Annotated in this window: 24 protein-coding genes and 1 other RNA gene; 6 read left to right on the top strand and 19 right to left on the bottom strand. The window is 63.5% G+C overall.

Annotated elements, in window-relative coordinates; genetic code table 11:
- Nucleotides 1–72: 72 nt before the first annotated feature.
- From LB523_RS08330 to ssrS, 3 genes are all read right to left on the bottom strand, one after another.
- Nucleotides 73–897 carry a YmdB family metallophosphoesterase gene (locus LB523_RS08330; RefSeq protein WP_095767248.1) on the bottom strand — a complete coding sequence of 275 codons (825 nt, stop codon included), beginning with the start codon at nucleotides 895–897 and terminating at the stop codon, nucleotides 73–75.
- A 66-nt stretch (nucleotides 898–963) separates the two neighbouring features.
- On the bottom strand, nucleotides 964–1,551 hold the full coding sequence (locus tag LB523_RS08325; RefSeq protein WP_224602185.1) for a 5-formyltetrahydrofolate cyclo-ligase: 588 nt from the start codon (nucleotides 1,549–1,551) through the stop codon (nucleotides 964–966).
- Nucleotides 1,552–1,690: 139 nt separating this feature from the next.
- A non-coding RNA gene (ssrS, locus tag LB523_RS08320) (6S RNA) lies at nucleotides 1,691–1,846 on the bottom strand.
- Between the two features lie 161 nt (nucleotides 1,847–2,007).
- Here ssrS and LB523_RS08315 point away from each other — a divergent pair.
- From LB523_RS08315 to msrB, 4 genes are all read left to right on the top strand, one after another.
- The gene (locus LB523_RS08315) at nucleotides 2,008–2,847 is read left to right on the top strand and encodes an AAA family ATPase (RefSeq protein ID WP_224602183.1); all 840 of its coding nucleotides are present in this window, start codon (nucleotides 2,008–2,010) and stop codon (nucleotides 2,845–2,847) included.
- A 78-nt stretch (nucleotides 2,848–2,925) separates the two neighbouring features.
- Complete coding sequence (locus LB523_RS08310) at nucleotides 2,926–3,372, top strand: GNAT family N-acetyltransferase (protein WP_224602180.1); 447 nt, start codon at nucleotides 2,926–2,928, stop codon at nucleotides 3,370–3,372.
- Between the two features lie 7 nt (nucleotides 3,373–3,379).
- The gene (locus tag LB523_RS08305; RefSeq protein WP_224602179.1) at nucleotides 3,380–4,570 is read left to right on the top strand and encodes a vWA domain-containing protein; all 1,191 of its coding nucleotides are present in this window, start codon (nucleotides 3,380–3,382) and stop codon (nucleotides 4,568–4,570) included.
- A gap of 93 nt (nucleotides 4,571–4,663) precedes the next feature.
- Nucleotides 4,664–5,068, top strand: a complete 405-nt coding sequence (gene msrB, locus LB523_RS08300) for a peptide-methionine (R)-S-oxide reductase MsrB (protein ID WP_224528136.1) — start codon at nucleotides 4,664–4,666, stop codon at nucleotides 5,066–5,068.
- Between the two features lie 62 nt (nucleotides 5,069–5,130).
- On the opposite strand, the gene LB523_RS08295 is transcribed toward msrB, so the two are convergent.
- The 13 genes from LB523_RS08295 to LB523_RS08235 all read right to left on the bottom strand — a co-directional run bounded on the left by LB523_RS08295 (nucleotide 5,131) and on the right by LB523_RS08235 (nucleotide 20,131).
- Nucleotides 5,131–5,427, bottom strand: a complete 297-nt coding sequence (locus LB523_RS08295) for a hypothetical protein (protein WP_095767241.1) — start codon at nucleotides 5,425–5,427, stop codon at nucleotides 5,131–5,133.
- A 10-nt stretch (nucleotides 5,428–5,437) separates the two neighbouring features.
- Complete coding sequence (locus LB523_RS08290) at nucleotides 5,438–5,878, bottom strand: hypothetical protein (protein ID WP_224602177.1); 441 nt, start codon at nucleotides 5,876–5,878, stop codon at nucleotides 5,438–5,440.
- A gap of 22 nt (nucleotides 5,879–5,900) precedes the next feature.
- Complete coding sequence (locus LB523_RS08285; RefSeq protein ID WP_095767239.1) at nucleotides 5,901–6,161, bottom strand: DUF2312 domain-containing protein; 261 nt, start codon at nucleotides 6,159–6,161, stop codon at nucleotides 5,901–5,903.
- Nucleotides 6,162–6,429: 268 nt separating this feature from the next.
- On the bottom strand, nucleotides 6,430–9,888 hold the full coding sequence (pyc, locus tag LB523_RS08280; RefSeq protein WP_224602175.1) for a pyruvate carboxylase: 3,459 nt from the start codon (nucleotides 9,886–9,888) through the stop codon (nucleotides 6,430–6,432).
- A gap of 270 nt (nucleotides 9,889–10,158) precedes the next feature.
- Complete coding sequence (locus tag LB523_RS08275) at nucleotides 10,159–11,274, bottom strand: branched-chain amino acid ABC transporter substrate-binding protein (RefSeq protein WP_095767237.1); 1,116 nt, start codon at nucleotides 11,272–11,274, stop codon at nucleotides 10,159–10,161.
- Between the two features lie 136 nt (nucleotides 11,275–11,410).
- Entirely contained in the window at nucleotides 11,411–11,758 is a 348-nt protein-coding gene (locus tag LB523_RS08270; protein WP_095767236.1) for a DUF6867 family protein, read from the bottom strand.
- Nucleotides 11,759–11,875: 117 nt separating this feature from the next.
- Nucleotides 11,876–12,604, bottom strand: a complete 729-nt coding sequence (locus LB523_RS08265; RefSeq protein ID WP_095767235.1) for an ABC transporter ATP-binding protein — start codon at nucleotides 12,602–12,604, stop codon at nucleotides 11,876–11,878.
- Nucleotides 12,604–14,013: an ATP-binding cassette domain-containing protein gene (locus LB523_RS08260; RefSeq protein ID WP_224602172.1), complete on the bottom strand. Its 1,410-nt coding sequence runs from the start codon at nucleotides 14,011–14,013 to the stop codon at nucleotides 12,604–12,606. The genes LB523_RS08265 and LB523_RS08260 overlap by 1 nt, the downstream gene beginning before the upstream one ends.
- Nucleotides 14,013–15,608: a high-affinity branched-chain amino acid ABC transporter permease LivM gene (gene livM, locus LB523_RS08255; protein WP_224602170.1), complete on the bottom strand. Its 1,596-nt coding sequence runs from the start codon at nucleotides 15,606–15,608 to the stop codon at nucleotides 14,013–14,015. Before livM ends, LB523_RS08260 begins: the two co-directional genes overlap by 1 nt.
- 5 nt (nucleotides 15,609–15,613) lie before the next feature.
- Nucleotides 15,614–16,516: a branched-chain amino acid ABC transporter permease gene (locus tag LB523_RS08250; RefSeq protein ID WP_224528143.1), complete on the bottom strand. Its 903-nt coding sequence runs from the start codon at nucleotides 16,514–16,516 to the stop codon at nucleotides 15,614–15,616.
- Nucleotides 16,517–16,855: 339 nt separating this feature from the next.
- Nucleotides 16,856–17,857 carry a 4-hydroxyproline epimerase gene (locus tag LB523_RS08245; protein ID WP_224602167.1) on the bottom strand — a complete coding sequence of 334 codons (1,002 nt, stop codon included), beginning with the start codon at nucleotides 17,855–17,857 and terminating at the stop codon, nucleotides 16,856–16,858.
- A 13-nt stretch (nucleotides 17,858–17,870) separates the two neighbouring features.
- On the bottom strand, nucleotides 17,871–19,181 hold the full coding sequence (locus LB523_RS08240; RefSeq protein ID WP_224602165.1) for an NAD(P)/FAD-dependent oxidoreductase: 1,311 nt from the start codon (nucleotides 19,179–19,181) through the stop codon (nucleotides 17,871–17,873).
- A 14-nt stretch (nucleotides 19,182–19,195) separates the two neighbouring features.
- Complete coding sequence (locus LB523_RS08235) at nucleotides 19,196–20,131, bottom strand: dihydrodipicolinate synthase family protein (protein ID WP_224602163.1); 936 nt, start codon at nucleotides 20,129–20,131, stop codon at nucleotides 19,196–19,198.
- Nucleotides 20,132–20,199: 68 nt separating this feature from the next.
- Here LB523_RS08235 and LB523_RS08230 point away from each other — a divergent pair, with 68 nt between their 5' ends.
- Complete coding sequence (locus tag LB523_RS08230) at nucleotides 20,200–20,904, top strand: GntR family transcriptional regulator (protein WP_224602161.1); 705 nt, start codon at nucleotides 20,200–20,202, stop codon at nucleotides 20,902–20,904.
- A gap of 27 nt (nucleotides 20,905–20,931) precedes the next feature.
- Here the strand turns inward: LB523_RS08230 and LB523_RS08225 are convergent, their stop codons facing one another.
- The 3 genes from LB523_RS08225 to LB523_RS08215 form a co-directional block, all read right to left on the bottom strand.
- Complete coding sequence (locus tag LB523_RS08225) at nucleotides 20,932–21,249, bottom strand: hypothetical protein (protein ID WP_095767227.1); 318 nt, start codon at nucleotides 21,247–21,249, stop codon at nucleotides 20,932–20,934.
- 269 nt (nucleotides 21,250–21,518) lie between these two features.
- A complete protein-coding gene (locus tag LB523_RS08220) occupies nucleotides 21,519–21,821 on the bottom strand; it encodes a hypothetical protein (RefSeq protein ID WP_140841768.1) in 303 nt (100 codons plus the stop codon).
- Nucleotides 21,822–22,090: 269 nt separating this feature from the next.
- The gene (locus LB523_RS08215; protein ID WP_224602159.1) at nucleotides 22,091–23,587 is read right to left on the bottom strand and encodes a CoA-acylating methylmalonate-semialdehyde dehydrogenase; all 1,497 of its coding nucleotides are present in this window, start codon (nucleotides 23,585–23,587) and stop codon (nucleotides 22,091–22,093) included.
- A gap of 365 nt (nucleotides 23,588–23,952) precedes the next feature.
- Between LB523_RS08215 and LB523_RS08210 the strand changes: the two genes are divergently transcribed.
- The gene (locus tag LB523_RS08210) at nucleotides 23,953–24,834 is read left to right on the top strand and encodes a LysR family transcriptional regulator (RefSeq protein WP_224602158.1); all 882 of its coding nucleotides are present in this window, start codon (nucleotides 23,953–23,955) and stop codon (nucleotides 24,832–24,834) included.
- Nucleotides 24,835–25,010: the final 176 nt, after the last annotated feature.

The raw sequence follows: 25,010 nt of genomic DNA, 5'->3' as shown, positions 1-25,010 counted from the left end.
TCCCCTCTACGATCTAGAGCAGTTTTCGCGGGTTTCGTCGCCAGTTAGGTATTGATCTCGCTTATATCAATGTCACGACCAGAAGGACGGCGCCGTTTCTTCCAGCCGAGGCCCGCGACGAAACGGCGCGATTTTTTCGGCAAGCCCGGTGCGGTCGGAAATATCGACGCCGACCCCGCAGAGCGTCGCGGGCCCTGATGAGGCCTCGAAACGGCCTTTCGGCACCTTGGAAAGGAAACGGTTGAGCGGCTCTTCCTTATCCATGCCGAGCGAGGAATCATAATCGCCGCACATGCCGGCGTCTGAAATATAGGCGGTGCCGCCATTGAGGATCTGATGGTCGGCGGTCGGCTGATGTGTATGCGTGCCGACCACCAGGCTGGCGCGACCATCAACGAAATGCGCGAAGCACATCTTCTCCGAGGTCGCCTCGGCGTGGAAATCGATGATGGCCGCATCGGCCTGCTCGCCGAGCGGGCAGGCGGCAAGCTCACGCTCGCCGGCCTGGAAAGGGTCGTCGAGCTCGGGATGCATGAAGACGCGGCCCATGATGTTGGCGACCAGCACGCGCGCGCCATTGCGGGCGATGTAGACGCCCGAGCCGCGGCCCGGCGTGCCCCTGGGAAAATTGGAGGGACGCAGAAAACGCTCCTCACGCGGCGCGAAGATCAGCGCATCGCGCTGATCCCAGACATGGTTGCCGGTGGTGACAACATCCGCGCCGGCCGCGAGCGTCTCGCGAAAGATCTCTTCGGTGATGCCGAAGCCGCCGGCCGCGTTCTCGCCATTGACGATAACGAAGTCCAGCTTGAAGTCGGAAATCAGTCCCGGCAGCTGTTCCCAGACTGCCGTGCGCCCTGTTTTGCCAACCATGTCGCCGAGGAAGAGAAGTCTCATACGATCCCGAGCCGAAGTCTGCCAAGCTGCATGACTTCCGCGAAGACCATCAGCCTCGCCGACTATCTATAATTGGGGCGCGAAGCGGCGCAACCCGCTCTCGGTCAGTATTTCCGGAATGATCACGTCATGGTTCTCATCCGGCACCCGCTCGACTTGCTGGCAATCGAAGGCGATGCCAATCAGCCTCGGCGTAATGCCCTTGTCGGCCAACCTGGCAATGGCGCGGTCGTAATAGCCGGCGCCGTAGCCGATACGGTGGCCGCGGCCGTCGAAGGCGGCGAGCGGCACCAGCATGAGCGTCGGGTCGAGCACTTCCGCCTCTTCATGCGGCCCGACCGTGCCGAATCCCATCTCGACCATCGGCGCGCCGCGCACCAGCTCGCGAAAGACGATCGTGGTCTTGTCGAGGATCGCTGGCAGGCAGAGCCTTGCGCCCTTCTCGCGCAGCGCGAACATCAGCGGCCGCACATCGACCTCGGAGCGCATCGGCCAGAAGCCCGAAACGACCCGGCCAGGCTCGAAGTCGATTTCTTCCTTCGCGGTCTCGGCCATTTCGAGCGCGATCTCGACGCGCCAGAACTCGTCGAGCGCATCGCGGCGCGCCAGCGCCTCCTTGCGAAGCTGTTTTTTCAGGTCTTTGGAAGGTGACATGCGCCGACGCTAGAAAAGGTCAGATTTGGATGGAGATTTAGGAGCGACGCTTTCCAGCGCAATTCCAGCAAAGTGCGCCGCAGTTTTCCTGGAATGCGTCAAACAGAGAGAAGACGCTTGTCTCCCCAAAACAGGAGAGCGACGATCCACGCAACCGGTGGAGAGGTCGATCCCGGGTGCCTACAAAGTAGGTGGGCGCCGTGTGAGAAAACCCACGGGTCTTCCCAGGGACAGCTCCCTAAGGATCGATAAGGCCCCGGGGATAAGTTTCTCCTGCCGGGAAGCGCAGACCGCCGGGAGTGAATATAGGCCGATGGTTAGCCCTGCGCCAGAGAAACGGGTCACCATTTGCGCATAATTCGTCTTGCGGACCGTCCCGATGGGAAGCTGTCCGGCAACCGCCCTTGCGCGGCCCGTCAAGCCTCCTTACGGTCCGCCGCACGGACAGGAGAAGAGATGCGTTTCGAAGGCACTGCGGCCTATGTCGCCGACAAGGATCTGATGGTTGCGGTCAATGCCGCGATCGCGCTGGAGCGGCCCTTGCTGGTCAAGGGCGAGCCCGGCACCGGCAAGACCGAGCTTGCCCGCCAGGTGGCTTCGGCGCTCGGGCTGGAGTTCATCGAATGGAACGTCAAATCGACCACCAAGGCGCAACAGGGCCTCTACGAATATGACGCCGTCTCGCGGCTGCGCGACAGCCAGCTCGGCGATGAGCGCTTCAACGACATCGCCAATTATATCAAGCGCGGCAAGCTGTGGGATGCCTTCGCTGCGCAAAAGAAAGTCGTGCTTTTGATCGACGAGATCGACAAGGCCGACATCGAATTCCCCAACGACCTCCTGCAGGAGCTCGACCGGATGGAGTTCTTCGTCTACGAGACGGGCGAGACGATCCGCGCCGAGTTCCGGCCTATCGTCATCATCACCTCGAACAACGAGAAGGAACTGCCGGACGCCTTCCTGCGCCGCTGCTTCTTCCACTATATCCGCTTCCCCGACATCGACACGCTGCACCGGATCGTCGAGGTGCATTACCCCGGAATCAAGCAGAATTTGGTGCGGGCGGCACTGAACCAGTTCTACGAGATCCGCGATGTGCCGGGCCTGAAGAAGAAGCCGTCGACCTCCGAAGCGCTCGACTGGATCCGCCTTTTGGTCGCCGACGACATCGCGCCCGAGGATCTGCGCGCCGATCCCAAGAACATGCTGCCGAAGCTGCACGGCGCGCTGCTCAAGAACGAGCAGGACGTGCACCTGTTCGAGCGCCTGGCCTTCATGGCCAGACGGCAGCAATAGCGCTTTCCCCGTCCGTGGACCGTTGCCGGCAATCGGTCGCTGCCGCAGCTTCGGACCGGAAGCACTGGAGGAGAAAAGATGTCCGAGATCGCCATTCGCCCGTTCGCGCAGTCCGACCACGCCGACTGGCGGCGCTTGTGGACTGCCTACCTCACCTTCTACGAGACCAAGCTGCCGGACGAGGTCTACGACGTCACCTGGAAGCGTTTGTTCACGGCAGGCGAATTCGAGCCGAAAGGTTTCATCGCCACGTTCGACGGCAAAGCGGTTGGGCTGACCCACTACCTCTACCATCGCTCCTGCTGGTCACTGGTCAACAACTGCTACCTGCAGGATCTGTTCGCCGATCCGGAGGTGCGCGGCAAAGGCGTGGGCGCGGCGCTGATCAAAGCGGTGCGGGACGAGGCCGGCAAGATCGGCGTCAAGAATGTCTACTGGATGACGCATGAGACCAACGCCACGGCGCGCCGGCTCTACGACCATGTGGCAAGGCGGACCGGATTCATCGAGTACGATTTGCTATAAGGGACTGATGTTCATCCCCTTCTTCCTAGAACTGAAGGCCGCGCGGGTTCCTGTTTCGCTCAGGGAATATCTGTCGCTGCTGGAGGGACTGGAAGCGGGGCTGGTCGACTATGACGTCGAGGCTTTCTACTACCTCGCGCGCTCGGCCCTGGTGAAGGATGAGCGTCATATCGATCGTTTCGACCAGGTCTTCGCGCATGTCTTCAAGGGTGTCGAGGCACTCGGCAGCCCCGATGCCGTCGATGTCGCCAACATCCCCGAGGAATGGCTGCGTCGTTTGGCGGAAAAGCACCTGACCGAGGAGGAAAAGAAGCTGGTCGAAGCGCTGGGCGGTTTCGACAAGCTGATGGAGACCTTGAAGCAGCGCCTCGAGGAGCAAAAGGGGCGCCACCAGGGCGGTTCGAAATGGATCGGCACCGGCGGCACCTCGCCCTTCGGCGCCTATGGCTACAACCCCGAAGGGGTTCGCATCGGCCAGCATGAAAGCCGGCATCGCCGCGCGGTGAAGGTCTGGGACAAGCGCGAATTCCGGAACTTCGACGACACCGTCGAGCTCGGCACCCGCAACATCAAGGTGGCGCTGAAGCGGCTGCGCCGCTGGGTACGCGAGGGCGCCGAGGAAGAGTTCGACCTGCCCGGCACCATCCACGCCACCGCCGAGCACGGCTATCTCGACATCAAGACCCGGCCCGAGCGGCGCAATGCCGTGAAGCTTCTGATGTTCTTCGACGTCGGCGGCTCGATGGATGACCATATACGCGGCGTCGAGGAACTGTTTTCCGCCGCGCGCGCCGAGTTCCGCCAGCTCGAGTATTTCTACTTCCACAATTGCCTTTACGAGCGCGTCTGGAAGGACAATCGCCGGCGGCTGGCCGAGACGATCCCGACCTTCGACCTCATTCACAAATACGGGCCGGACTACAAGGTGATCGTTGTCGGCGACGCCTCGATGAGCCCTTACGAGATCACTCACCCCGGCGGCTCGGTCGAGCACTGGAATCCAGAGGCCGGGAGTGTGTGGCTGGCCCGCCTGCTGCAGCAATGGCCGAACGCGATATGGCTTAATCCCGAAGCTGAGAAGAACTGGCGCTACACGCACTCAATCCAGTTGATCGGCGATATCTTCGGCGGCCGCATGTTCCCGCTGACATTGGCCGGGCTTGAAGCTGCGACCAAGCAGTTGTCGCGCAAGCACTAGCTCGCTTTCACTGGCGGCATTTGTAACAGATGCCTATGTTTGTGCGAATATCCGTTGCAAGCAACAACGAGCCGCCAAGGCCGAGGAGATTTCATGGACACTCACGCCTATCCCGTCACCCGCACCGATGCCGAGTGGCGCGCCCGGCTGACGCCGGAGCAGTATGCCGTGATGCGCAACCACGGCACCGAGCGCCCCGGCAGTTGCGCCCTGCTCTACGAAAAGCGCGCCGGCACCTTCTATTGCGTCGGCTGCGACCAGCCGCTGTTCGAATCCAAGCTGAAGTTCGAGAGCGGCACCGGCTGGCCGAGCTTCAACGACCCGGTCCCGGGCTCGATCGAGACCACCGTCGACCGCAGCTACGGCATGGTCCGCACCGAATGCCATTGCGCGCGCTGCGGCAGCCATCTCGGCCATGTCTTCGAGGACGGCCCGCCGCCGACCGGCCTGCGCTACTGCATCAATGGCGTGGCGCTGCGCTTCGAGCCTGCGGTCTGATCTGGGCTTCCGGTCTTCGCAAAGGGCGGCCTCGGCCGCCCTTTTTCATGCTCCATCCGGCTCTACACAACGACCGTTGTGATCAGCCAGAGCGCGGAACCGAGCATCATCAGCTGCGCCTTGAAGCCCCCGGCCTTCTCCGCGGTCCGCCAGACAGCGACCGTCAGGAAAATGGTGTAGGGAACGGGGAGGAAATGCACCGCCAGCACCAGCCAGAGCGGCAGCTTCAACCCGAGCAGGACCAGCGCCAGCGCCGAAGAGGCGATGCTCAGAATGGTACCGACCAGCAGCATATCGCGCCAGAACAGCCGGTCGAGCGGAACCTGGCCTCTCCAGCGCGAACGGAAAAAATCCCTCATCGCCCGCGACCTATCGCTGCCCGAGAATTTCGGTCACGGCTTCTTCGAAGCGTGAGCATTCCCGCACCAGCCAGTCGCTCATGGCCGGCCAATTGTCCTCGGCGTAGCAGTTCACCCGCCACATCGAGTTGATGCCGAGACCTTCGCAGCTCTGCTCGGGCCTGAGCTTCAGTCTGGCCTCGATCGCCGGCTGGAACGGCTTCAGCCGCGACCAGGACTCCGTGGCGCCGAACTTCTCGTTGCGCCCGAAGAAGACGCCGACATGGTTCTGCGCCGGCGCGACATACATCGAAAGGACCAAAGCGAAATCCGGCAGCCCGCGCTGCCAGAACCACGGCCCGCGCCGAGCGAGCCTTTGCCTTTCTTGCGGGTGCCGTTCGGCAAACAGGGCCCAGAAGCCGCGGTGGCTGAACTCCGAGGCGCGACGGCCGCCGAAGTCGAATTCGTTCATGGCCGGTCTCCGGCCATGAGGCTTACGCCATGCCGAGAGCGGCCTTGTAGAGGTCGAGGATGGACTCCTCTTCCTGGCGCTCGGCCTGGTCCTTCTTGCGCAGCCGCACGATGGTGCGGATCGCCTTGGTGTCGAAGCCGGTGCCCTTGGCTTCGGCATAGACATCCTTGATGTCGTCGGAGATCGTCTTCTTCTCTTCCTCGAGCCGCTCGATACGCTCGATGATGGTGCGCAGCTGGCCGGCGGCTACAGTCTGGCTGGTCTCGGTGATTTCGTCGGCCATTTTTCTCTCCGCGTCTTCTGGAGCAGTGGCGATTCCCGCCACGGCAAATTGGAGCGGGTTCCCTGCCCGAGCGGGCGCGGCGGGTCAAGACACTTGTCGAGCGCCTGTGGACGGCTGCGCACATCCAAAGGTGTGCCGAGATTCAGGTCAGGCCGAGTCGAAAACGATGGATTCCGAGAACCGGAGCGGAGCGTACTTAAGGACGTGAGCACCGGAAGCGCAGGAAGCCGGCGTTTGCAGGCCGGCCTCACCTGAATATCGGCACACCTTATTTGAATGCGATCAACAGATCCTTCGCGTCGATCTGATCGCCGGCCTTCACCAGCACCTCGGCGATCTCGCCGTCGCGTTCGGCATGCAGCGCGGTTTCCATCTTCATCGCCTCGATCGAAAGCAGCACGTCGCCCGCCTTGACCGCCTGTCCGGGCGCGACGGCAAGCGCCGATACGACGCCGGGCATCGGCGCGCCGACATGCCCCTCATTGCCGGGTTCGGCCTTGCGGCGCGCCTTGGCGGCGGAAGCGCCATGCGCCCTGTCCGGCACCTTGACGCGGCGTGGCTGGCCGTTGAGCTCGAAGAACACGGTGACCATGCCCTTGTCGTCGACCTCGCCGAACGCCTGGCAGCGAACCACCAGCGTCTTGCCCTTCTCGATGTCGAGGAAGATCTCGTCTTCCGGCTTCATGCCGTAGAAATAGGTTGGCGTCGGCAGCACGCTGACAGGCCCGTAGGTCTCCTGCGCCGCGGCGAAATCGGTGAACACCTTCGGGTACATCAGCCAGGAGGCGAATTCGTATTCGGACAGCTTGCGGTCGAGCTTGCCCTCGATGTCCTTGCGGCTCGCCTTGAGATCGGCTGCTTTTAGCAGCGAGCCCGGTCGAACCGTAATCGGCTTCTCGCCCTTCAGCGCCTTCTTCTGCAGCGCAGCCGGCCAGCCGCCAGGCGACTGGCCGAGATCACCGCGCAGCATCGACACGACGGAGTCCGGGAAGGCGATGTCCTTGGCCGGGTTCTCGACATCGGCGACGGTGAGATCCTGGCTGATCATCATCAGCGCCATGTCGCCGACCACCTTGGACGAGGGCGTCACCTTGACGATGTCGCCGAACATCAGGTTGACGTCGTGATAGGCCTGCGCCACCTCATGCCAGCGCGTCTCGAGCCCGAGCGAGCGCGCCTGTTCCTTGAGGTTGGTGAACTGGCCGCCCGGCATCTCGTGCAGGTAGACCTCCGAGGCAGGTCCCTTGAGATCGCTCTCGAAGGCTGCGTACTGGTTGCGCACCGCTTCCCAGTAGAAGGAAATGCGGCGGATCCATTGCGGATCGAGACCGGGGTCGCGCTCGGTGCCCTTCAGAGCCTCGACGATCGAGCCGAGGCAGGGCTGCGAGGTGTTGCCGGAGAAGGAATCCATCGCTGCGTCGATAGCGTCGGCGCCGCTCTCCACCGCCGCCAGCACCGTCGCCGCCGACAGCCCTGACGTGTCGTGCGTGTGGAAATGGATCGGCAGGTCGGTCGCCTCGCGCAGCGCCTTGAACAGCACGCGCGCCGCGGCCGGCTTCAAAAGGCCGGCCATGTCCTTGACGGCGATGATATGCGCGCCGGCCGCCTCCAGCTCCTTGGCCAGCCCGACGTAGTATTTGAGGTCGTATTTGGCGCGGGCCGGATCAAGGATATCGCCGGTATAGCACATCGCCGCCTCGACCAGCTTGCCCTCGGCGCCGACCGCGTCCATGGCGACGCGCATGTTCTCGACCCAGTTAAGGCAGTCGAAGACGCGGAACAGATCGACACCGCCGGCTGCCGCTTGGTGGACGAAATGCTGGACGACATTGTCGGGATAATTGGTGTAGCCGACGCCGTTGGCGCCGCGCAAAAGCATCTGCAGCAGAAGGTTGGGCGCGGCCTCGCGCACTTTGCTCAGCCGCTCCCACGGATCCTCGGTGAGGAAGCGCATGGCGACGTCGAACGTCGCGCCGCCCCAGCATTCCAGCGAGAGCAATTGCGGCAGCGCCCGCGCATAGGTGCCGGCGATGCCGGCGATGTCATAGGTGCGCATTCGCGTGGCGAGCAGCGACTGGTGGCCGTCGCGCATCGTCGTGTCGGTGACCAGCACCTGGCGCTCTCCGCGCATCCAGGCCGCGAATTTCTCCGGGCCTAGCGCATCGAGCCTCTGCTTGCTGCCGTCCGGAATATGGCCGTTGAGATAGGGCACCACGGGTGCCGCCGCATTCGCCTTCGGCATCGGCCGCCCGCGCGTCTCGGGGTGGCCGTTGACGCTGACATCGGCCAGGTAGTTGAGCAGCTTGGTGGCGCGGTCCTGCCGCTTCACCTGCTCGAACAGCTCCGGCGTCGTGTCGATGAACCTGGTCGTGTAGGAATTGTCGGCGAAGCGCGGGTGGTTGATGATCGCTTCGAGGAAGGTGAGGTTGGTCGCGACGCCGCGGATGCGGAACTCGCGCAGCGCCCGGTTCATGCGCGAGATCGCCTCGCCGGGCGTCGGCGCCCAGGCCGTCACCTTTTCGAGCAGCGGATCGTAGAAGCGGGTGATGACCGCGCCCGAATAGGCGGTGCCGCCGTCGAGCCGGATGCCGAAGCCCGCCGCCTCGCGATAGGCGGTGATGCGGCCATAGTCCGGGATGAAATTGTGCTCCGGATCCTCGGTGGTGATGCGGCACTGCAGCGCGTGGCCGTTCAGCCTGATGTCCTTCTGCGCCGGCACGCCCGATTGCTTCGTGCCGATGGCGAAGCCGTCGAGGATGTGGATCTGCGCCTTGACGATGTCGATGCCGGTCACCTGCTCGGTGACGGTGTGCTCGACCTGGATGCGCGGATTGACCTCGATGAAATAGAACTTGCCGGTGTCGGCGTCCTGCAGAAACTCGACCGTGCCGGCGCCGATATAGCTGGTCTCGCGCGCGATCTTCAGCGCATAGCCGCAAAGCTCCTGGCGCAGCTCCTCGCTGAGATAGGGGGCCGGTGCGCGCTCCACGACCTTCTGGTTGCGGCGCTGGATCGAGCAGTCGCGCTCGAACAGATGCACGGCATTGCCATGCGTGTCGCCCAGCACCTGCACCTCGACATGGCGGGCGCGCTCGATCAGCTTTTCGAGATAGACCTCGTCCTTGCCGAAGGCGGCTTTGGCCTCGCGCTTGCCTTCCATCACCTCGCGCGCGAGGTCGGCCTCGGCGCGGATGGCGCGCATGCCGCGGCCGCCGCCGCCCCACGAGGCCTTGAGCATCACCGGATAGCCTATTTGCGCGGCGAGCTTCTTGACCTCGTCCATGTCGTCCGGCAGCGGATCGGTTGCCGGGACGACCGGGACGCCGACTTCAATCGCCAGGTTGCGCGCGGCGACCTTGTTGCCGAGCCGGCGCATCGTTTCCGGCTTCGGGCCGATGAAGGTGACGCCTGCCTCGGCGCAGGCCTCGGCGAATTCCGGACTTTCCGACAGCAGGCCGTAGCCGGGATGGATGGCGTCGGCGCCCGACAGCCTGGCGACCCGGATCACCTCCTCGATCGACAGGTAGCTCTCGATCGGCCCCATGTCCTTGGCCAGATGCGGTCCGCGGCCGACCTGATAGCTCTCGTCGGCTTTGAAGCGGTGCAGCGAATATTTGTCCTCCTCCGCCCAGATCGCCACGGTTTTGAGGCCGAGCTCGTTGGCCGCGCGGAACACGCGGATGGCGATTTCGGACCGGTTGGCGACGAGGATCTTCGTGATGGCCAAGGAGTAGGCTCCAGCAGCGGAAGGGAGATGAACCGGCGCAATGATTAACGTGAAAATGCTGCAGCGCAAACAAATTTGCGCGACAGCTAAAACGATTTAAGTCGCCTGTTTGCGCCAAATCGTCATTGCTGTTCTTCGAACACGGATCATGGGTGGTGGACGGGTATGGCCCGAGGCGCGGCGCGGAGCTTCCGGTTGGCCTCGCCCGCAAACGAAAATGCCCGGCGCGTGCGCCGGGCATCCCCGAAAAGTCGGCTTAAGTTTGCCGGCTTATTTCTCGAAGTAGCTGTACTTGCCGTCGTCGCCCTTCTTCCATTCATAGATGACATAGTCAGGACGGGTGATGTCGCCCTTGCTGTCGTAGCCGATGTCACCGATGGCGGTCTTCCAGGTGTTGGCCCTGATCGTCTCCGCAACCTTCTGCGCGTCGTCGGCCGAGCCGGTCTTGGCGATGGCCTGGGCGATGATCTGCACCGCGGCATAGGAGTAGAGCGTGTAAGCTTCCGGCTCGAAGCCGTTGGCGCGGAACTTCTCGACCACTTCCTTGGCGGCCGGATTCTTGCGCGGATCCGGAGCGAAGGTATTGAGCGTGCCGGCAACGGCGTCGCCCGCGATCGAGGCCAGTTCGTTGGAGACGATGCCGTCGCCCGAGAACAGCGGCGCCTTCAGGCCCTGATCGGCCGACTGACGGATGATCAGGCCGGCTTCGGTGTGCAGGCCGCCCCAGTAGATGAGCGTGACGCCGTTTTCCTTCATCTTGGCGATGAGGGCCGAGAAGTCCTTGTCGCCGACATTCACGCCTTCGTACAACACTTCCGTGATGCCGTTGGCGTTGAGGTTCTTCTTGGTCTCGTCGGCGAGGCCCTGACCATAAGGCGTCTTGTCGTGGATGATGGCGATCTTGGCATCCTTGAAGTTCTTGGCGATGTAGTCGCCGGCCACCTTGCCCTGCTGGTCGTCACGACCGCAGGTGCGGAAGGTGTTCCACATGCCGCGCTCGGTGAACTTCGGGTTGGTCGCAGCCGGCGTGATCTCGAGCATGCCGTTTTCCTGGTAGACTTCCGAGGCTGGGATCGACACACCGGAGTTGAAGTGGCCGTCGACGAACTTGACGCCGTCGGCGACGAACTTGTTGGCGACCGAGATGCCCTGCTTGGGATCGGAGACGTCGTCACCGATCTCGAGCTTGAGCTGCTGGCCGAGGATGCCGCCCGCCGCGTTGATGTCGGCGACCGCCTGTTCCGCGCCCTTCTGCAACTGCGCGCCGAATGCGGCGTTCGGGCCGGTGATCGGACCGGCGACGCCGATCAGGATGTCGGCCCACGCGCTGCCGCTGAACGCGACGAACGCGGTCAGCGCCACGGCGGACAAAAGTGATTTTTTCATTGAAACGCTCCCATTTACGGAGTGGGCGTGGATGATACTTTCATGCGATGCCCACCCTTATCGCAGAAAGCATAGAATGCCGATTTTCAGGCACTTGTCACGCCGATTCATCCCCGAAACGGCGTAATGGTGAACGTCAACCTTTCGGTTTCCAGCTTAACAAGGAAGCTCTTTCATAGAGCCAGTTATACTGCGTGACCATTTGGTTGGTGCGCGTGTATTGATAGCCGAGGAAGCCCAGTATCATCAGGACGATGGTGTCGACGATATAGTAATGCAGCGAGAACATCGTGCCGCCGAACAAGGCGTGATGGATGAACCTGACGCCGATACCGAGTCCGAGCAGGAAGAAAAACAGCCGCAGATACGTGCTCCAGGTCTGAGCCGCCGCTTTGCCTGTCATCCATGCCGCCCCGCCGCCAAGCAGGCCTGTGACGAATAGAAACTGCCAGATCGAGGCTTCTTCGTAGATAATGCCCTGCATGATTGATGTCCCCAGATCTTAGCATGATCCCGAAAAGTTGCAGACTTTTCGGAGAAGATCATGCTTCAAGAACAAAACTTTAGAGCGAGACGGCGATCCTGGGAAAGTCATCGCGCTCTAATGATGTCCGCCTTCGAGATAGGCGGCGCGCACTTCCGGATTGGCGAGCAATTCCTTGCCGGTGCCGCTCATCGTCACATTGCCGTTGACCATGACATAACCGCGCGTGGCGAGCTTGAGCGCGCCGAAGGCGTTCTGCTCGACCAGGAACACGGTCAGCCCCTGCGTCTTGTTGAGCTCGCGGATGGCGTCGAAGATCTGCTTGACGATCAGCGGAGCGAGGCCCAGCGAGGGCTCGTCCAGCAACAAAAGCTTCGGCCGCGCCATCAGCGCGCGCCCGATCGACAGCATTTGCTGCTCGCCGCCCGACAGCGTGCCGCCGCGCTGGGCGATGCGCTCTTTCAGCCGCGGGAACAGCGTGAACACCCTCTCGACGTCCTCGTCATAATGCTTGAGATTGTCGAGGCTGGCGCCCATCTGCAGATTTTCCATCACCGTCATGCGCGGAAAGATGCGTCTGCCTTCCGGGGATTGCGCGATGCGCAGGCGTGCGATCTCATGCGTCGGCATCTTGGTGATGTCGGTGCCGGCGAAGGTGATGGTGCCGGTGCGGGCGCGCGGCGCGCCGAAGATGGTCATCATCAGCGTCGACTTGCCGGCGCCGTTGGCACCGATCAGTGCCACGATCTCACCCTGGTTGACGCTGACATCGACGCCGTTCAGCGCCCGGATGTTGCCGTAGTAAGTCTCGACACCCTTGATGTCGAGCAGCGTTGTGCCGGCCATTATTTACGCCCTCCACGCGTCGCGGGCTTGGCCGCTGCTTCCTTCGCCAGCGTCTTCGCCTGGCCGATCCAGTCTTCGCGGGCAATGCGCCCGTCAAAGGCGAGATAGGCTTCCGCCGCCTCGATGTCGGCCTTCTTCCAGGCCGCTATCTGGTCGAAATGGAAGATGCCGTGCTCGTTGAGCTTGCGCTCGTTGACCGGGCCGATGCCTTTGATCCGGATCAGGCTATCGGCCTTGCCGCCGCGTGGCGCGTCGAGGCGATTGGAGATGCCGCCGGCTTTCGCCGGCGCCTTGCCGGGGGCCTTCTTTGCAGGGGCTTTCGCCGTCCGCTTGCCTTTCGCGGCGGCCGACTTTGTCGCTGGCGATGGAACCGGCTTGCTGGCTATCGATGCGGCGCGCGCGTCGACTTGCGCCGCCTTCGAGGCGCCCTTCGACACCGTGACCCGCTCGCCCTCATTCCCATGTTCGACCGAATCGGAAACCGGCCCCGCCATCATCGAAGCGGAACTTCCCGGCCCATGCGCGGAATCGGGGCCGGTATCGAGCTGCTCGATCACGTCCTCATCGCCGACCTCGGTCAGCACCGTCTCGACCTCCTCGTCGTCGACGCCGAGATAGGCCGCGATGACGCGCGGATCGGTGCGGACCGACGCCGGATTGCCGTCGGAGATCTTGCGGCCGTATTCGAGCACGACGACATGGTCGGAGATCTGCATCACCACCGACATGTCGTGCTCGATGAGCAGGATCGACGTGCCGGTGCTCTTGATGCCCATCAACAGCTCGTTGAGCGCCGCAGATTCCTTCGGATTGAGCCCGGCGGCCGGTTCGTCGAGGCACAGAAGCTCCGGCCCCGTGCACATGGCGCGCGCGATTTCTAAGCGCCGCTGCGCGCCATAGGGCAGGTCGCCGGCCGGATCGTCGGCGCGATCGACAAGATCGGCCTTCTCCAGCCAGTGCCTGGCGAGCTCGATCGACTCGGCCGAGGCCTGGCGATAGCTCGGAAAGCCGAACAGGCCGAGGAGAGTATAGCCCGAAGCCTTCATCAGCTTGTTGTGCTGCGCGACCAGGAGGTTCTCCAGCAGCGTCATGCCCGAGAACAGTCGGATGTTCTGGAAGGTGCGCGCCACCTTGGCGCGGGCTGGGATCTCGTGGTTGGGCAGGCGCTCGAGCAGATAGGTCGAGCCGTCCCCCCGGTTCAGCGTGATCATGCCTTCAGACGGCTTGTAGAAGCCGGTGATGCAGTTGAACACCGTGGTCTTGCCGGCGCCGTTCGGGCCGATCAGCGCGGTGATCTCGCCGCGCCTGGCCTGGAACGACAGGTCGCCGATGGCGACCAGGCCGCCGAACTTCATCGACAGATGCTCGACCTGCAGGATGAAATCGTTCGAGGAAGGGGTCGCGTTCATCAGCCGTGCCCCTCCTTGGTGAAGGAGCTTGAAACCGCTCTTCGCTCCTTCAGGAAGGCCGTCGGCTCGCGGCTGCCGACGAAGCCGCGCGGCTTCCACAGCATGACGATGACCATGGCCATGCCGAAAAGCAGCATGCGGTAGAGTTCAGGCGTGAAATCGGGACCGAAGACCCGCTTCAGGAAATCGAGCTCCCGCAACGCTTCGGTGCCGCCGATCATCACCAGCGCCGCTACGGCGATGCCGACCAGCGAACCCATGCCGCCGAGCACGACGATGGCGAGGACAATCGCCGATTCCAGGAAGACGAAGGATTCGGGGCTGACGAAACCTTGCCTTGCGGCGAAGAACGAGCCGGCGAAGCCGCCAAACATGGCGCCGGTGGCGAACGCCGTCAGCTTGGTGGTGGTGGTGTTGATGCCGAGCGAGCGACAGGCGATCTCGTCCTCGCGCAGCGCTTCCCACGCCCTGCCGACCGGCAACCGGCGCAGCCTGATCGTAACGAAGGCGGTCAAGAGACAGAGACCGAGGATCAGATAGTAAAGGAAGATCTTGTAATAGGCGCTCGATGTGGCGATGTTCAGCACCTTGGCGATGTAGTTCGGGTCCGAGACGTTGAACGACATCAGGCCGAAGAAGGAGACCTTTGGAATGCCGGAAATGCCGGCAGAACCGTTTGTCACCTCGCGCCAGTTGATCAGGACGAGGCGAATGATCTCGCCAAAGGCAAGGGTGACGATCGCCAGATAGTCGCCGCGCAGCCGCAGCACCGGGAAGCCGAGCATGACGCCCCAGAAGGCGGCCATGCAGCCGGCGGCCGGAAGCAGGATCCAGAAGGACAGGCCGAAATGCGTGCCGAGCAGCGCGTAGGCATACGCGCCGACGGCATAGAAGGCGACGTAGCCGAGATCGAGCAGGCCGGCGAGGCCGATGACGATGTTCAGCCCCCAGGCCAGCATCACATAGATCAGGATCTGGATGCCGAAATTGTCGACCCACTTCAGAGAGCCCTGAAACCCTCCCGCTATCGATCCTGTTACCAGCGCAAGCACCAGCACGACGATGATCGGATAGAGCGCCAGCGCGCTGATGCCCAATGCCGAGAAGTGGGCGTGGATAAAGGCCCGGAAGTAATACATTACCCAGGCGACGGCATAAATGATCGCCAGCGCCCGCACAAAGCGCGCGTAGCCGGCAAGGTCGGGTCCGAGCAGCCCGTCAAGCGAGCCGGCCAGCACGAACAGCAGGGCTGCGACAACGACCGCTGCTACGAAATAGGGCATCCTGAAGAAGCGTGCCGCCATGGTGTCGGGCAGCAGGCCTGTGTCGATGTCGACGATCTTCAGGCTGGCTACGAAGGGCTGGCCATAGGCGACATAGAGGAAGCGGCCCCCGGCGGTGGCGATGACCACCAGGGCGAGCAGGCCCCAGCGCTGCACCAGGATCAGTTCATTGGAGATGTTCTGATCGGTCCTGAGACCGATAAACAGCACGAACAGGCCGAGCGCGATGGCGCCTGCATAGAGCGCTTCGCGAAAAGCGCGCTGAACTGGAGTAGCGACGGCGTCGCGCTCCGAAGACACGGTAACGGCCATCAGGATCAGACCTTTTCGACTTCAGGCCGGCCGAGGATGCCGGAGGGCAGGAAGATGAGCACGATCGCCAGGATCGAGAAAGCGGCGACGTCCTTGTAGTCGATCGAGAAATAGGCCGACCACATGCTCTCGATGAAACCGATGAGCAATCCTCCGAGCACCGCGCCAGGCAGCGAGCCGATGCCGCCGAGCACGGCCGCCGTGAAGGCCTTCACGCCCGGCACGAAGCCGTCCGAGAACACCACGACGCCGTAATACATCAGGAACAGCGTGCCGGCGACGGCGGCAAGGGCTGCGCCCATGATGAAGGTGATGGAGATGGTGCGGTCGACGTCGATGCCGAGCAGCGCCGCCATCTTGCGATCTTGCTCGCAGGCGCGTTGCGCCCGCCCGAGCGCTGTCCGGTTGACGAGATACCAGAAAATCGCCAGCAGCACGATGGTGACGATCACGATGAGGATCTGCTTCAGCGAAACGCTCACACCATCAACAGTGTAGACTTGGCTGACCAGCGGCGGGATCGGCTTGTTGCGCGGCCCTTGCGTGACCTGGACGAAGTTGGACAGCGCGATCGACATGCCGATGGCGGTGATCAGCGGCGCCAGCCGGAACGAGCCGCGCAGCGGCCGGTAGGCCACCTTCTCGATCGTCCAGTTGTAGAGGCTGGTGAGAAGCATGGCGACGATCATCATGATCAGAAGCGCCACCACGACCGGCACCGAATAGAACAACGCGCCGAGGATCAGGAAGACGATGAGGGCGGTGAAGGCGCCGACCATGAAGATATCGCCATGGGCGAAATTGATCATGCCGATGATGCCGTAGACCATCGTGTAGCCGATTGCGATCAGGCCATAGATAGATCCCAGCGTCAGCCCATTGATAAGCTGCTGGACGAAATACTGCATATTTACGCGGCTCCCCTGGAATGTCGCCCGTTTCCGGGTCGCACTCCTTTTCGTATTTCCCCTAGTCGTAAAGTCTCGAGCCCGGATTGCAACGTGATTTTTCAATCGCCGGGCGTGTTTTGGAAGCACGCCGCCCGATTGTCCGTTTTTCGTACCCGGCCCCCTGGACTATCGCGGACCCTATCATTGGCACAACGCAATGTCTTTGACGATTCAGCCCTATAATGCCCACCCGCTCGAAGAAATCGCCGTCAAAATAAGTTGATGAGAAGATTTCTTGCGCGACCAGAGGCTGCCCATTTTGGGCGGCATGCCTTCCGTTGGGTGAGGCTGTGACGCTTATGTGACGACGAATCCATGCGCGAACGGATCGCGGTCGTCGATGAAGATGGTGTTCAGGCCCGTCATCCGTGCCCAGCCGCCGATCGAGGGGATGATCGCCGGCTTGCCGGCCACGCTGACCTCCTTTTCGACCCTGCCTTTGAACAGCGAGCCGATGATCGATTCATGCACGAAACTGTCGCCGGCCCTGAGCTTGCCCTTGGCATGGAGCTGCGCCATGCGGGCCGAGGTGCCGGTGCCGCAAGGGCTGCGGTCGATCGCCTTGTCGCCGTAGAAGACGGCGTTGCGCGCGTCGGCCTCGGCATGTTTCGGCTTGCCCGTCCACAGCAGATGCGACAGCCGGTTGATGCCGGGGTTCTCCGGATGCACGAAGGAGTATTTCTCATTGAGGCGCTGGCGCACAACCGGACTCCAGGCGATGAGGTCGCCCGCCGAGTAATCGGCCATGTCCCGATAATTCTTCTGTGGCTCGACGATGGCGTAGAAATTGCCGCCATAGGCGACGTCGACGCTGATCTCCCCGAGCACCGGGCATTCGACGGTCAAGCCTTCGGCATAGAGGAAGGACGGCACGTTGGTGATGCGCACCTCCTCGACATATTCGCCGACCTGTTTGTATTCGGCGATGACAAGGCCGGCCGGCGTGTCGAGCCTCAAGACGCCCGGCGTCTTTGGCTTCACCAGCCCGTGCTCGATCGCCATGGTGACGGTGCCGATCGTGCCATGGCCGCACATCGGCAGGCAGCCCGAGGTCTCGATGAACAGGATGGCGATGTCGCAGTCCTCGCGCGTCGGCGGGTAGAGGATCGCGCCCGACATCACGTCATGGCCGCGCGGCTCGAACATCAGCCCGGTGCGGATCCAGTCATATTCGGCGAGGAAATGCGCCCGCCGCTCCATCATGGTCGCGCCGTCGAGCAGCGGCCCGCCGCCGGCGACCAGGCGGACCGGGTTGCCGCAGGTGTGGCCGTCGATGCAGAAGAAGGATTTTTTCGCCATGATGGACTCTTTTTCAGAAACGCTGCGGACTGAAGGGCGTGAGATCGAGGGGCGGAGTCTGCCCGAGAACGAGATCGCGGATCAAGCGGCCGGTCGCCGCGGACTGGGTCAGGCCGAGATGGCCGTGACCAAAAGCGTAATAGACGTTCGGCGCGCGCGACGCGCCGATCACCGGCAGGGAATCCGGCAGCGAAGGGCGAAAACCCATCCACTCGCGGCCGCCCGACGGATCAAGCCCGGGCAGGAAGCGCTTCGCCTTCTCCAGCATCGCCTTCGAGCGAGCGAAATTCGGCGGCCGCTCGATGCCGCCGAGCTCGACGGCGCCGCCGACGCGCAAGCCGGTCTCGAGCGGCGTGATGACGAAGCCATGGCCGGAAAAGATCAGCTGCCGTTTCACGTCGAAGGCCGACACCGGCAGCGTCGTGTTGTAGCCGCGCTCGGTTTCAAGCGGGATGCTGTCGCCGAGATCCCTTGCCAGGAGATGAGACCAGGCGCCCGCTGCGATCAGAAGCGTCTTGGCCGCGCGCCTGCTGCCGTCTGCCAGAACGATCGTGGGGCCCTTTGCATCCTCTTCTATGCGCGCGACCCGCGCATGCTCGAAACGGGCGCCGCGTTTTTCCGCATAGGCCCAGACCGCCTTGCCGAGCAGCTTCGGGTCGGCGACCGTCTTCCAGCCCGGCACGAAGGTGGCCTTGACGAAGCGCGGCGAAAGACCCGGTTGAAGCGCCGCCATCTCTTCGCCCTCGACATGGCGAAAGCCGATGCCGAAACGCTCGCGCTCGGCCCAGCCGGGCAGCGAGGCGCGGAACTCCGCCTCGCTCTCATAGAATTCCAGCGACCCATCCTCGCGCAGCATCGGCCGCGTGCCGGAGCGGTCGAGCAGCCCCATCCATTCGGCTTCGGCGAGCTTCATCATGCCCGCCTGCGCGGCGAGGCTCGTCTCGTAGTGCTTCGCCGCGCCCGCCCGCCAGAAGCGGATCAGCCAGGGCAGAAGTTTCGGCAGATAAGCCGGTGGGATGGTCAAAGGTCCGAGCGGATCGGCGAGCCATTTCGGCAATTGCCGGATCATGCCTTTATGCGCCAGCGGCAGTACGTCGGAGAAGGCGAAGGCGGCGGCATTGCCGGAGCTCGTCTCCTCGCAGATGCCGGTGCGGTCGAAGACGGCGACGCTGCGCCCCGCTTCCGAGAGCAGGGCCGCAGCGCAGATGCCGATGATGCCGCCGCCAATGATGGCGATATCGTCCGCTTCTCCCCGTGCACCGGCAGAAGATGCCCCGGTGGCGGAGCGCCGCTCCTGTTTCGAGGATTTGGAATTTCGTTGCACGTCAGGGCTGTCCCTTATTTGGCCGCCGCCAAGCTGTCCGTCGGCCGAGGAGACGTCTGCAGCGGCGGCAGCTTCGGCCGCACCGCCAGCGCATCCCGGACGATCTTTTCGACCGCCTTGCGGCGTTCACCCGACAGCAGCTGGCGCGGCATGCGCACGCGATCATTGGTACCGATCGCCAGCACTTCGGCAAGCTTGATGTTTTGGACCAGATAGGTCGAGACATCGAGGTCGAGCAAGGGCCGGAACCAGCGATAGATCGCCAGCGCCTCGTCGCGGCGGCCCTGTTGCATCAACTGGTAGATCGCGACCGTCTCGCGCGGGAAGGCGGTGACGAGGCCGGCGACCCAGCCGATGGCGCCAACCGACAGCGCCTCGAAGGCAAGGTTGTCGACGCCGGTGAAGAGGTCGTAGCGGGTGCCGAACCGGTTGATGATCTCGGTCGATCGGCGGATGTCGTCGGAGGATTCCTTGATGGCGACGAAACGCTTGTCCGACGCCAGCTCCTCCATCAGGTCGACGGTGACGTCGACGCGATAGGCGAGCCGGTTGGAATAGATCATCACCGGCAGGTCGCCTGCTTCGGCGACGGCGCGAAGGGCGGCGACCGTCTCTTGCGGGTCGGTGTGATAGATCGGGCTCGGCACCACCATCAGGCCGTCGGCGCCTTCCTTGGCGGCGCGTTTGGCGATAGCAGCCGCCTCACGCGTGCCGGGCTCGTTGACGGTCAAAAGCACCGGCTTCTTGCCGGCAACTTTCTGCGCCGTCTTCAGCACCTCGACCTTCTCGTCAGGCGATAGCATGGGGCCTTCGCCGAGTGAACCGCATACGATGATGCCGTCGCAGCCGGCCTCCATCTGCAGCCCGTAGCAGCGCTCCATCTCGGCATGGTCGAGACGGTCGTCGGCGGTGAATTTGGTCGTGACGGCGGGGAAAACTCCGGCCCACATGGCTATCTCTCCTCTGATATATCAGTCGTATATCTATTAAGAATTAGCCTGTCAACGCTGAATCACTTATGATATATGAAAAATATATCAGGAGCCCGCCATTGATCTCCCCGCTGATATCCGTCGAGGCGAACGCGACCTTCGAGCCGGCGGCGACCAAGGCCTATCGCGCGCTTGAGCATATGATCGTCACGCTCGAGCTGGCGCCGTCGGGCTTCGTCACTGAAGGCGCGCTGATCGAGCGGCTGGGTCTCGGACGCACCCCCGTGCGCGAGGCTATCCAGCGGCTCGCCTGGGAAGGGCTTCTCGACATCAGACCCCGTGCCGGCATCGCGGTCGCGCCGCTTCACGCCGGCGACTGGCTGCGGGTGCTGGATGCGCGGCGCGGCATCGAGGTGGTGCTCGCCCGCTCGGCCGCCCGCTTCGTCACCCGCGAGGCCGCCGACCTATTCCATGAAGCGGCCCTGGCCATGCAGAAGGCGGTGATCTCGAGCAATGTGCTTGCCTTCATCCAGGCCGACAAGGCGCTCGACGAAGCGCTGGCCATCGCCGCCGACAACCCGTTCGCGGCGCGTGTGGCGGCCCCCTTGCAAACCCACAGCCGCCGCTTCTGGTATCGCTACAAGGCCGACACCGGTCTCGCCGAATCGGCCGAGCACCACGTGGCGTTGATCCGTTCCATCCTCGACGGCGACGAGGAAGCCGCCGCCAAGGACGCCAAGAAGCTGATAGCGCTGCTGCGCGGTCATGCCGAGGTGGCCGCCACGCGCTGAGCAGGACCAGCGCCTGCTCGAGGCGCTTCAGCCACCCGGCTGGCCGACCGCGGTGGCCAGCGTGTCTTCCCACCCCTCGCCGGCGGCCAGGATGCAGCTCTGGCCTTTGACGTCCGTCATCAGGATGGTCCAGGTTCCGCCTGCCGAGACGAACACCTCGAAGATGGCGACTTGTCCGGCCACGCCATAGCCCAGCCGCTTCTCCTCGAATGCCTCCGCCAGCCTCGCGACCAGATAGTCATGGCCGCCGCAGATGACTTGCGCCCGCGCCGGAACTGCCGACAGCGCCATCATGGCGCCAACGGCCGCAAGCTTGACCCATCGAAACGAAAATTCGCGTGCCATGGGGCACCTCCTTTGCCGTCGCATTCCGGCAAAGGGAGGCACATTCGGCCGCCTCAGTGTGCCGGAAGGCTCCAGGCCGGATTGGACGTCTTCATCGCGTCACTCCTTCTGGCTTCCGGTCTGTCGTCGGGAGATCATGACTCCCTGAGATTCGATATGGTGAAGCTCCGCTCCGTAAACAAGCGGCGCCGCGGAGAGCGCCTGCTTGGCGCCACTTGACGCCCGACCGTGGGAGCCGTTGTGGCGCGCACCCCGGCTCCCTGCCGGTTTCAGGCGCCCGGCATCGCCGCGGTGATCGTCGGGCTGTCCCAGCCCTCGCCGACGGAAAGCACGCAGCTCTGGCCTTTGGTATCGGAGGCGAGCACCGTCCAGCTTCCCTGGTCGGAGACGAAGATCTCGAGCACGACGTTCGGATTGATCAGGCCGCGCCCGGCCTCGGTTTCGTGGAACTTGTCGCCAAGCGCCTTGATGATGTCGGCGCGCGCCGCGCATTGCGCCGCCGCGCTCGCCGGCGCGGCTCCAACGGTCATCGCCGTCGCCGCCAATATTGCCGCCACAACAAATCGTGTCATCTGACACCTCCTCGCGCCAGACGAGAACCCCGGCTTGAACCGGCGCTGCTTGGTTGCCTGCACGCATGGCAGGAATAAAGCCTAAGGCAGATGGTGGTCTGTTGGTTCCATCACACGGCGATGGAATTATTAGAATATGCGGACGCACGCATGACGCGATGCGCCGGAATTCATGCGCCTGAAGTTGTGCTTCGCCTTCGTCCATAAAAAGAAAGCGCGGCTTGCGCCGCGCCTTCTCAATGTTGGTTTGGACAACCGTTCGGGCTAGTCTAGTTCATCGTCGGGATGACAAACTCGGCGCCGTCCTTGATACCCGACGGCCAACGCGAGGTGACCGTCTTGGTCTTGGTGTAGAAGCGGAACGCGTCCGGACCGTGCTGGTTGAGGTCGCCGAAGGACGACGCCTTCCAGCCGCCGAACGTGTAATAGGCGATCGGAACCGGGATCGGCACGTTGATGCCCACCATGCCGACCTGGACTCTGGACGCGAAATCACGCGCGGCGTCGCCGTCGCGGGTGAAGATGGCGACGCCGTTGCCCATCTCGTGGTCATTGGCGAGCTTGATGGCGTCCTCGTAGCGCGGCGCGCGCACCACCGAGAGCACCGGCCCGAAGATCTCTTCCTTGTAGATGCGCATGTCGGCCGTCACGTCGTCGAACAGGCAGCCGCCCATATAGTAGCCGTTCTCATAGCCCTGCATCTTGAAACCGCGGCCGTCGACGACGAGCTTGGCGCCTTCCTTGACCCCGATATCGACATAACCCTTGACGCGCTCCAGCGCCTGCGCCGTCACCAGCGGGCCGAAATCGGCGGAAGAGTCGGTCGAAGGGCCGACCTTGAGGCTCTCGACGCGCGGCACCAGCCTTTCCATCAGCCGGTTGGCGGTGTCGTTGCCGACCGGGACAGCCACCGAAATCGCCATGCAGCGCTCGCCGGCCGAGCCGTAGCCGGCGCCGATCAGCGCATCGACGGTCTGGTCCATGTCGGCATCGGGCATGATGATCATGTGGTTCTTGGCGCCGCCGAAGCACTGCACGCGCTTGCCCGATGCCGTGCCGCGCGAATAGATATAGTGCGCGATCGGCGTCGAGCCGACGAAGCCGATCGCCTTGATGTCCGGATCGTCGAGGATGGCATCGACAACTTCCTTGTCGCCATTGACGACGTTGAGGATACCGGCCGGCAGGCCGGCCTCGATGAACAGTTCGGCGATACGGATCGGCACGCCCGGATCGCGCTCCGACGGCTTCAGGATGAAGGCGTTGCCGCAGGCGATGGCCGGCGCGATCTTCCACAGCGGGATCATGGCCGGGAAGTTGAACGGCGTGATGCCGGCGACGACGCCGAGCGGCTGGCGCATCGAATAGACGTCGATGCCCGGGCCGGCGCCGTCGGTGAACTCGCCCTTCATCATGTGCGGAGCGCCGATGCAGACCTCGACCACTTCGAGGCCGCGCTGGATGTCCCCGCGCGCATCGGCAATAGTCTTGCCGTGCTCACGCGCCAGGATGTCGGCCAGCTCGTCATAGTCGCGGGCGACCAGCTCGAGGAATTTCATCAGCACGCGCACGCGGCGCTGCGGGTTGGTGGCCGCCCATTTCGGCTGCGCCGCCTTGGCGTTCTCGACCGCGGCGCGCAGCTCCGCCTGCGAGGCCAAAGCCACCGTGCCGCGCACGGACCCGTCCATCGGCTGCATCACATCCTGCTTGCGCCCGCTGGTGCCGGCGACACGCTTGCCGCCGATGAAATGACCGTATTCGATCATGCCTTCTCTCCCTTGTTTGGTGATGATGCATTGTCCGCCTTTGCGGCGGCGATGGCAACGCGAGCCAAAACGCAACCGTTGTGCGGAAAATAGACAACGATCCCGAGGTGTGCATTAATTGCCGCAAATGATGGATTGCCGAAAAGGCCGAAGCTTGCGTTCCTTCACACCCCCCTCTGGCCTGCCGGCCATCTCCCCCGCAAGGGGGGAGATCAGACGTCACGAAGGCTTTCGCCAATCACCAACGATTGAAAAGAAGCGCCATCAGAGAAGCTGCCAATCTCCCCCCTTGCGGGGGAGATGTCCGGCAGGACAGAGGGGGGTGGGCGGGAACGCGGCGCTGCCGGTTAAAACGGACCACTCCCATGAACTGGGATGATGTCCGCATCTTCCTTGCAGTCGCCCGCGCCGGCCAGATCCTCGGTGCGGCGAAACGCCTTGAGCTCAACCACGCCACCGTTTCGCGCCGCATCGCCGCGCTCGAAGAGGCGCTTCGCACAAAACTCTTCCGCCGCCTGACCACCGGCAGCGAGCTGACGCCGGCCGGCGAGCGCTTCCTCGACATAGCCGAGCGCATGGAAGGCGACATGATCGCCGCGCGCTCGACCATTGCCGGCGAGGGCGACGACGTTTCGGGCACGGTGCGCATCGGCGCGCCGGACGGATTTGGCGTCGCCTTCCTGGCAAAGCGGCTGGGCGAGCTGACTGCGCTGCACCGCGAGCTCACCATCCAGCTGGTGCCGGTGCCGCGGTCCTTCTCCCTGTCGCGCCGCGAGGCCGATATCGCGATCACCGTCGAGCGGCCGAGCGAAGGGCGGCTGGTGGCGGGCAAGCTGGTCGACTACACGCTCGGCCTGTTCGCCTCCCGCGCCTATGCCGAAGCCAACGGCCTGCCGAAAGCGCCGGCCGAGCTCGGCCGGCACACGCTGATCGGCTATGTGCCGGACCTCATCGTCAGCCCCTCGCTCGACTATGCTGCCGAGTTCAGCCCCGAATGGCGCACCAGCTTCGCCATCTCCTCGGCGCTTGGCCAGGCCGAAGCGGTGCGCTCCGGCGCCGGCATCGGCATCCTCCACACATTCGTCGCCCGTTCGATGCCGGAGCTGGTGCCGGTCGACATCGTCGCGCCCATCCGCCGCGCCTATTGGCTGGTCTATCATGAATCGGTCAGGCCGCTGCGCCGCGTGCAGCTGGTCGCCAACTTCATCACCAAGGCCGTGGAACGCGAGCGCGGCCTTTTTGTCTAGAACACGATCTAGGACCGCTTGCCCAGAACGTTCCCGGGACAGAAATCTGACCGGTGTTCGCGTTGACAGATGGTATGCCTTGGAGATTGGCCGAAACGGTCCGGCCTCGTCATCCACGGGCGGAGCAAGGAGCGAAGCGACGCGCGCAGACCCGAGGATCCATTCCGTGTCGCATG

Origin of the sequence: Mesorhizobium sp. ESP-6-4, from assembly GCF_020164735.1 — a bacterium.
GTDB lineage: Bacteria > Pseudomonadota > Alphaproteobacteria > Rhizobiales > Rhizobiaceae > Mesorhizobium.
Note: the sequence above shows the minus strand (reverse complement) of the source record. Positions and strands in the feature narration are given on the sequence as shown.

Bases quoted from the DNA above. Each gene is read 5' to 3' on its own strand.
- LB523_RS08330 (WP_095767248.1), bottom strand. From the start codon at position 897: ATGAGACTTCTCTTCCTCGGCGACATGGTTGGCAAAACAGGGCGCACG.
- LB523_RS08325 (WP_224602185.1), bottom strand. From the start codon at position 1,551: ATGTCACCTTCCAAAGACCTGAAAAAACAGCTTCGCAAGGAGGCGCTG.
- LB523_RS08315 (WP_224602183.1), top strand. From the start codon at position 2,008: ATGCGTTTCGAAGGCACTGCGGCCTATGTCGCCGACAAGGATCTGATG.
- LB523_RS08310 (WP_224602180.1), top strand. From the start codon at position 2,926: ATGTCCGAGATCGCCATTCGCCCGTTCGCGCAGTCCGACCACGCCGAC.
- LB523_RS08305 (WP_224602179.1), top strand. From the start codon at position 3,380: ATGTTCATCCCCTTCTTCCTAGAACTGAAGGCCGCGCGGGTTCCTGTT.
- msrB (WP_224528136.1), top strand. From the start codon at position 4,664: ATGGACACTCACGCCTATCCCGTCACCCGCACCGATGCCGAGTGGCGC.
- LB523_RS08295 (WP_095767241.1), bottom strand. From the start codon at position 5,427: ATGAGGGATTTTTTCCGTTCGCGCTGGAGAGGCCAGGTTCCGCTCGAC.
- LB523_RS08290 (WP_224602177.1), bottom strand. From the start codon at position 5,878: ATGAACGAATTCGACTTCGGCGGCCGTCGCGCCTCGGAGTTCAGCCAC.
- LB523_RS08285 (WP_095767239.1), bottom strand. From the start codon at position 6,161: ATGGCCGACGAAATCACCGAGACCAGCCAGACTGTAGCCGCCGGCCAG.
- LB523_RS08275 (WP_095767237.1), bottom strand. From the start codon at position 11,274: ATGAAAAAATCACTTTTGTCCGCCGTGGCGCTGACCGCGTTCGTCGCG.
- LB523_RS08270 (WP_095767236.1), bottom strand. From the start codon at position 11,758: ATGCAGGGCATTATCTACGAAGAAGCCTCGATCTGGCAGTTTCTATTC.
- LB523_RS08265 (WP_095767235.1), bottom strand. From the start codon at position 12,604: ATGGCCGGCACAACGCTGCTCGACATCAAGGGTGTCGAGACTTACTAC.
- LB523_RS08260 (WP_224602172.1), bottom strand. From the start codon at position 14,013: ATGAACGCGACCCCTTCCTCGAACGATTTCATCCTGCAGGTCGAGCAT.
- livM (WP_224602170.1), bottom strand. From the start codon at position 15,608: ATGGCCGTTACCGTGTCTTCGGAGCGCGACGCCGTCGCTACTCCAGTT.
- LB523_RS08250 (WP_224528143.1), bottom strand. From the start codon at position 16,516: ATGCAGTATTTCGTCCAGCAGCTTATCAATGGGCTGACGCTGGGATCT.
- LB523_RS08245 (WP_224602167.1), bottom strand. From the start codon at position 17,857: ATGGCGAAAAAATCCTTCTTCTGCATCGACGGCCACACCTGCGGCAAC.
- LB523_RS08235 (WP_224602163.1), bottom strand. From the start codon at position 20,131: ATGTGGGCCGGAGTTTTCCCCGCCGTCACGACCAAATTCACCGCCGAC.
- LB523_RS08230 (WP_224602161.1), top strand. From the start codon at position 20,200: ATGATATATGAAAAATATATCAGGAGCCCGCCATTGATCTCCCCGCTG.
- LB523_RS08225 (WP_095767227.1), bottom strand. From the start codon at position 21,249: ATGGCACGCGAATTTTCGTTTCGATGGGTCAAGCTTGCGGCCGTTGGC.
- LB523_RS08220 (WP_140841768.1), bottom strand. From the start codon at position 21,821: ATGACACGATTTGTTGTGGCGGCAATATTGGCGGCGACGGCGATGACC.
- LB523_RS08215 (WP_224602159.1), bottom strand. From the start codon at position 23,587: ATGATCGAATACGGTCATTTCATCGGCGGCAAGCGTGTCGCCGGCACC.
- LB523_RS08210 (WP_224602158.1), top strand. From the start codon at position 23,953: ATGAACTGGGATGATGTCCGCATCTTCCTTGCAGTCGCCCGCGCCGGC.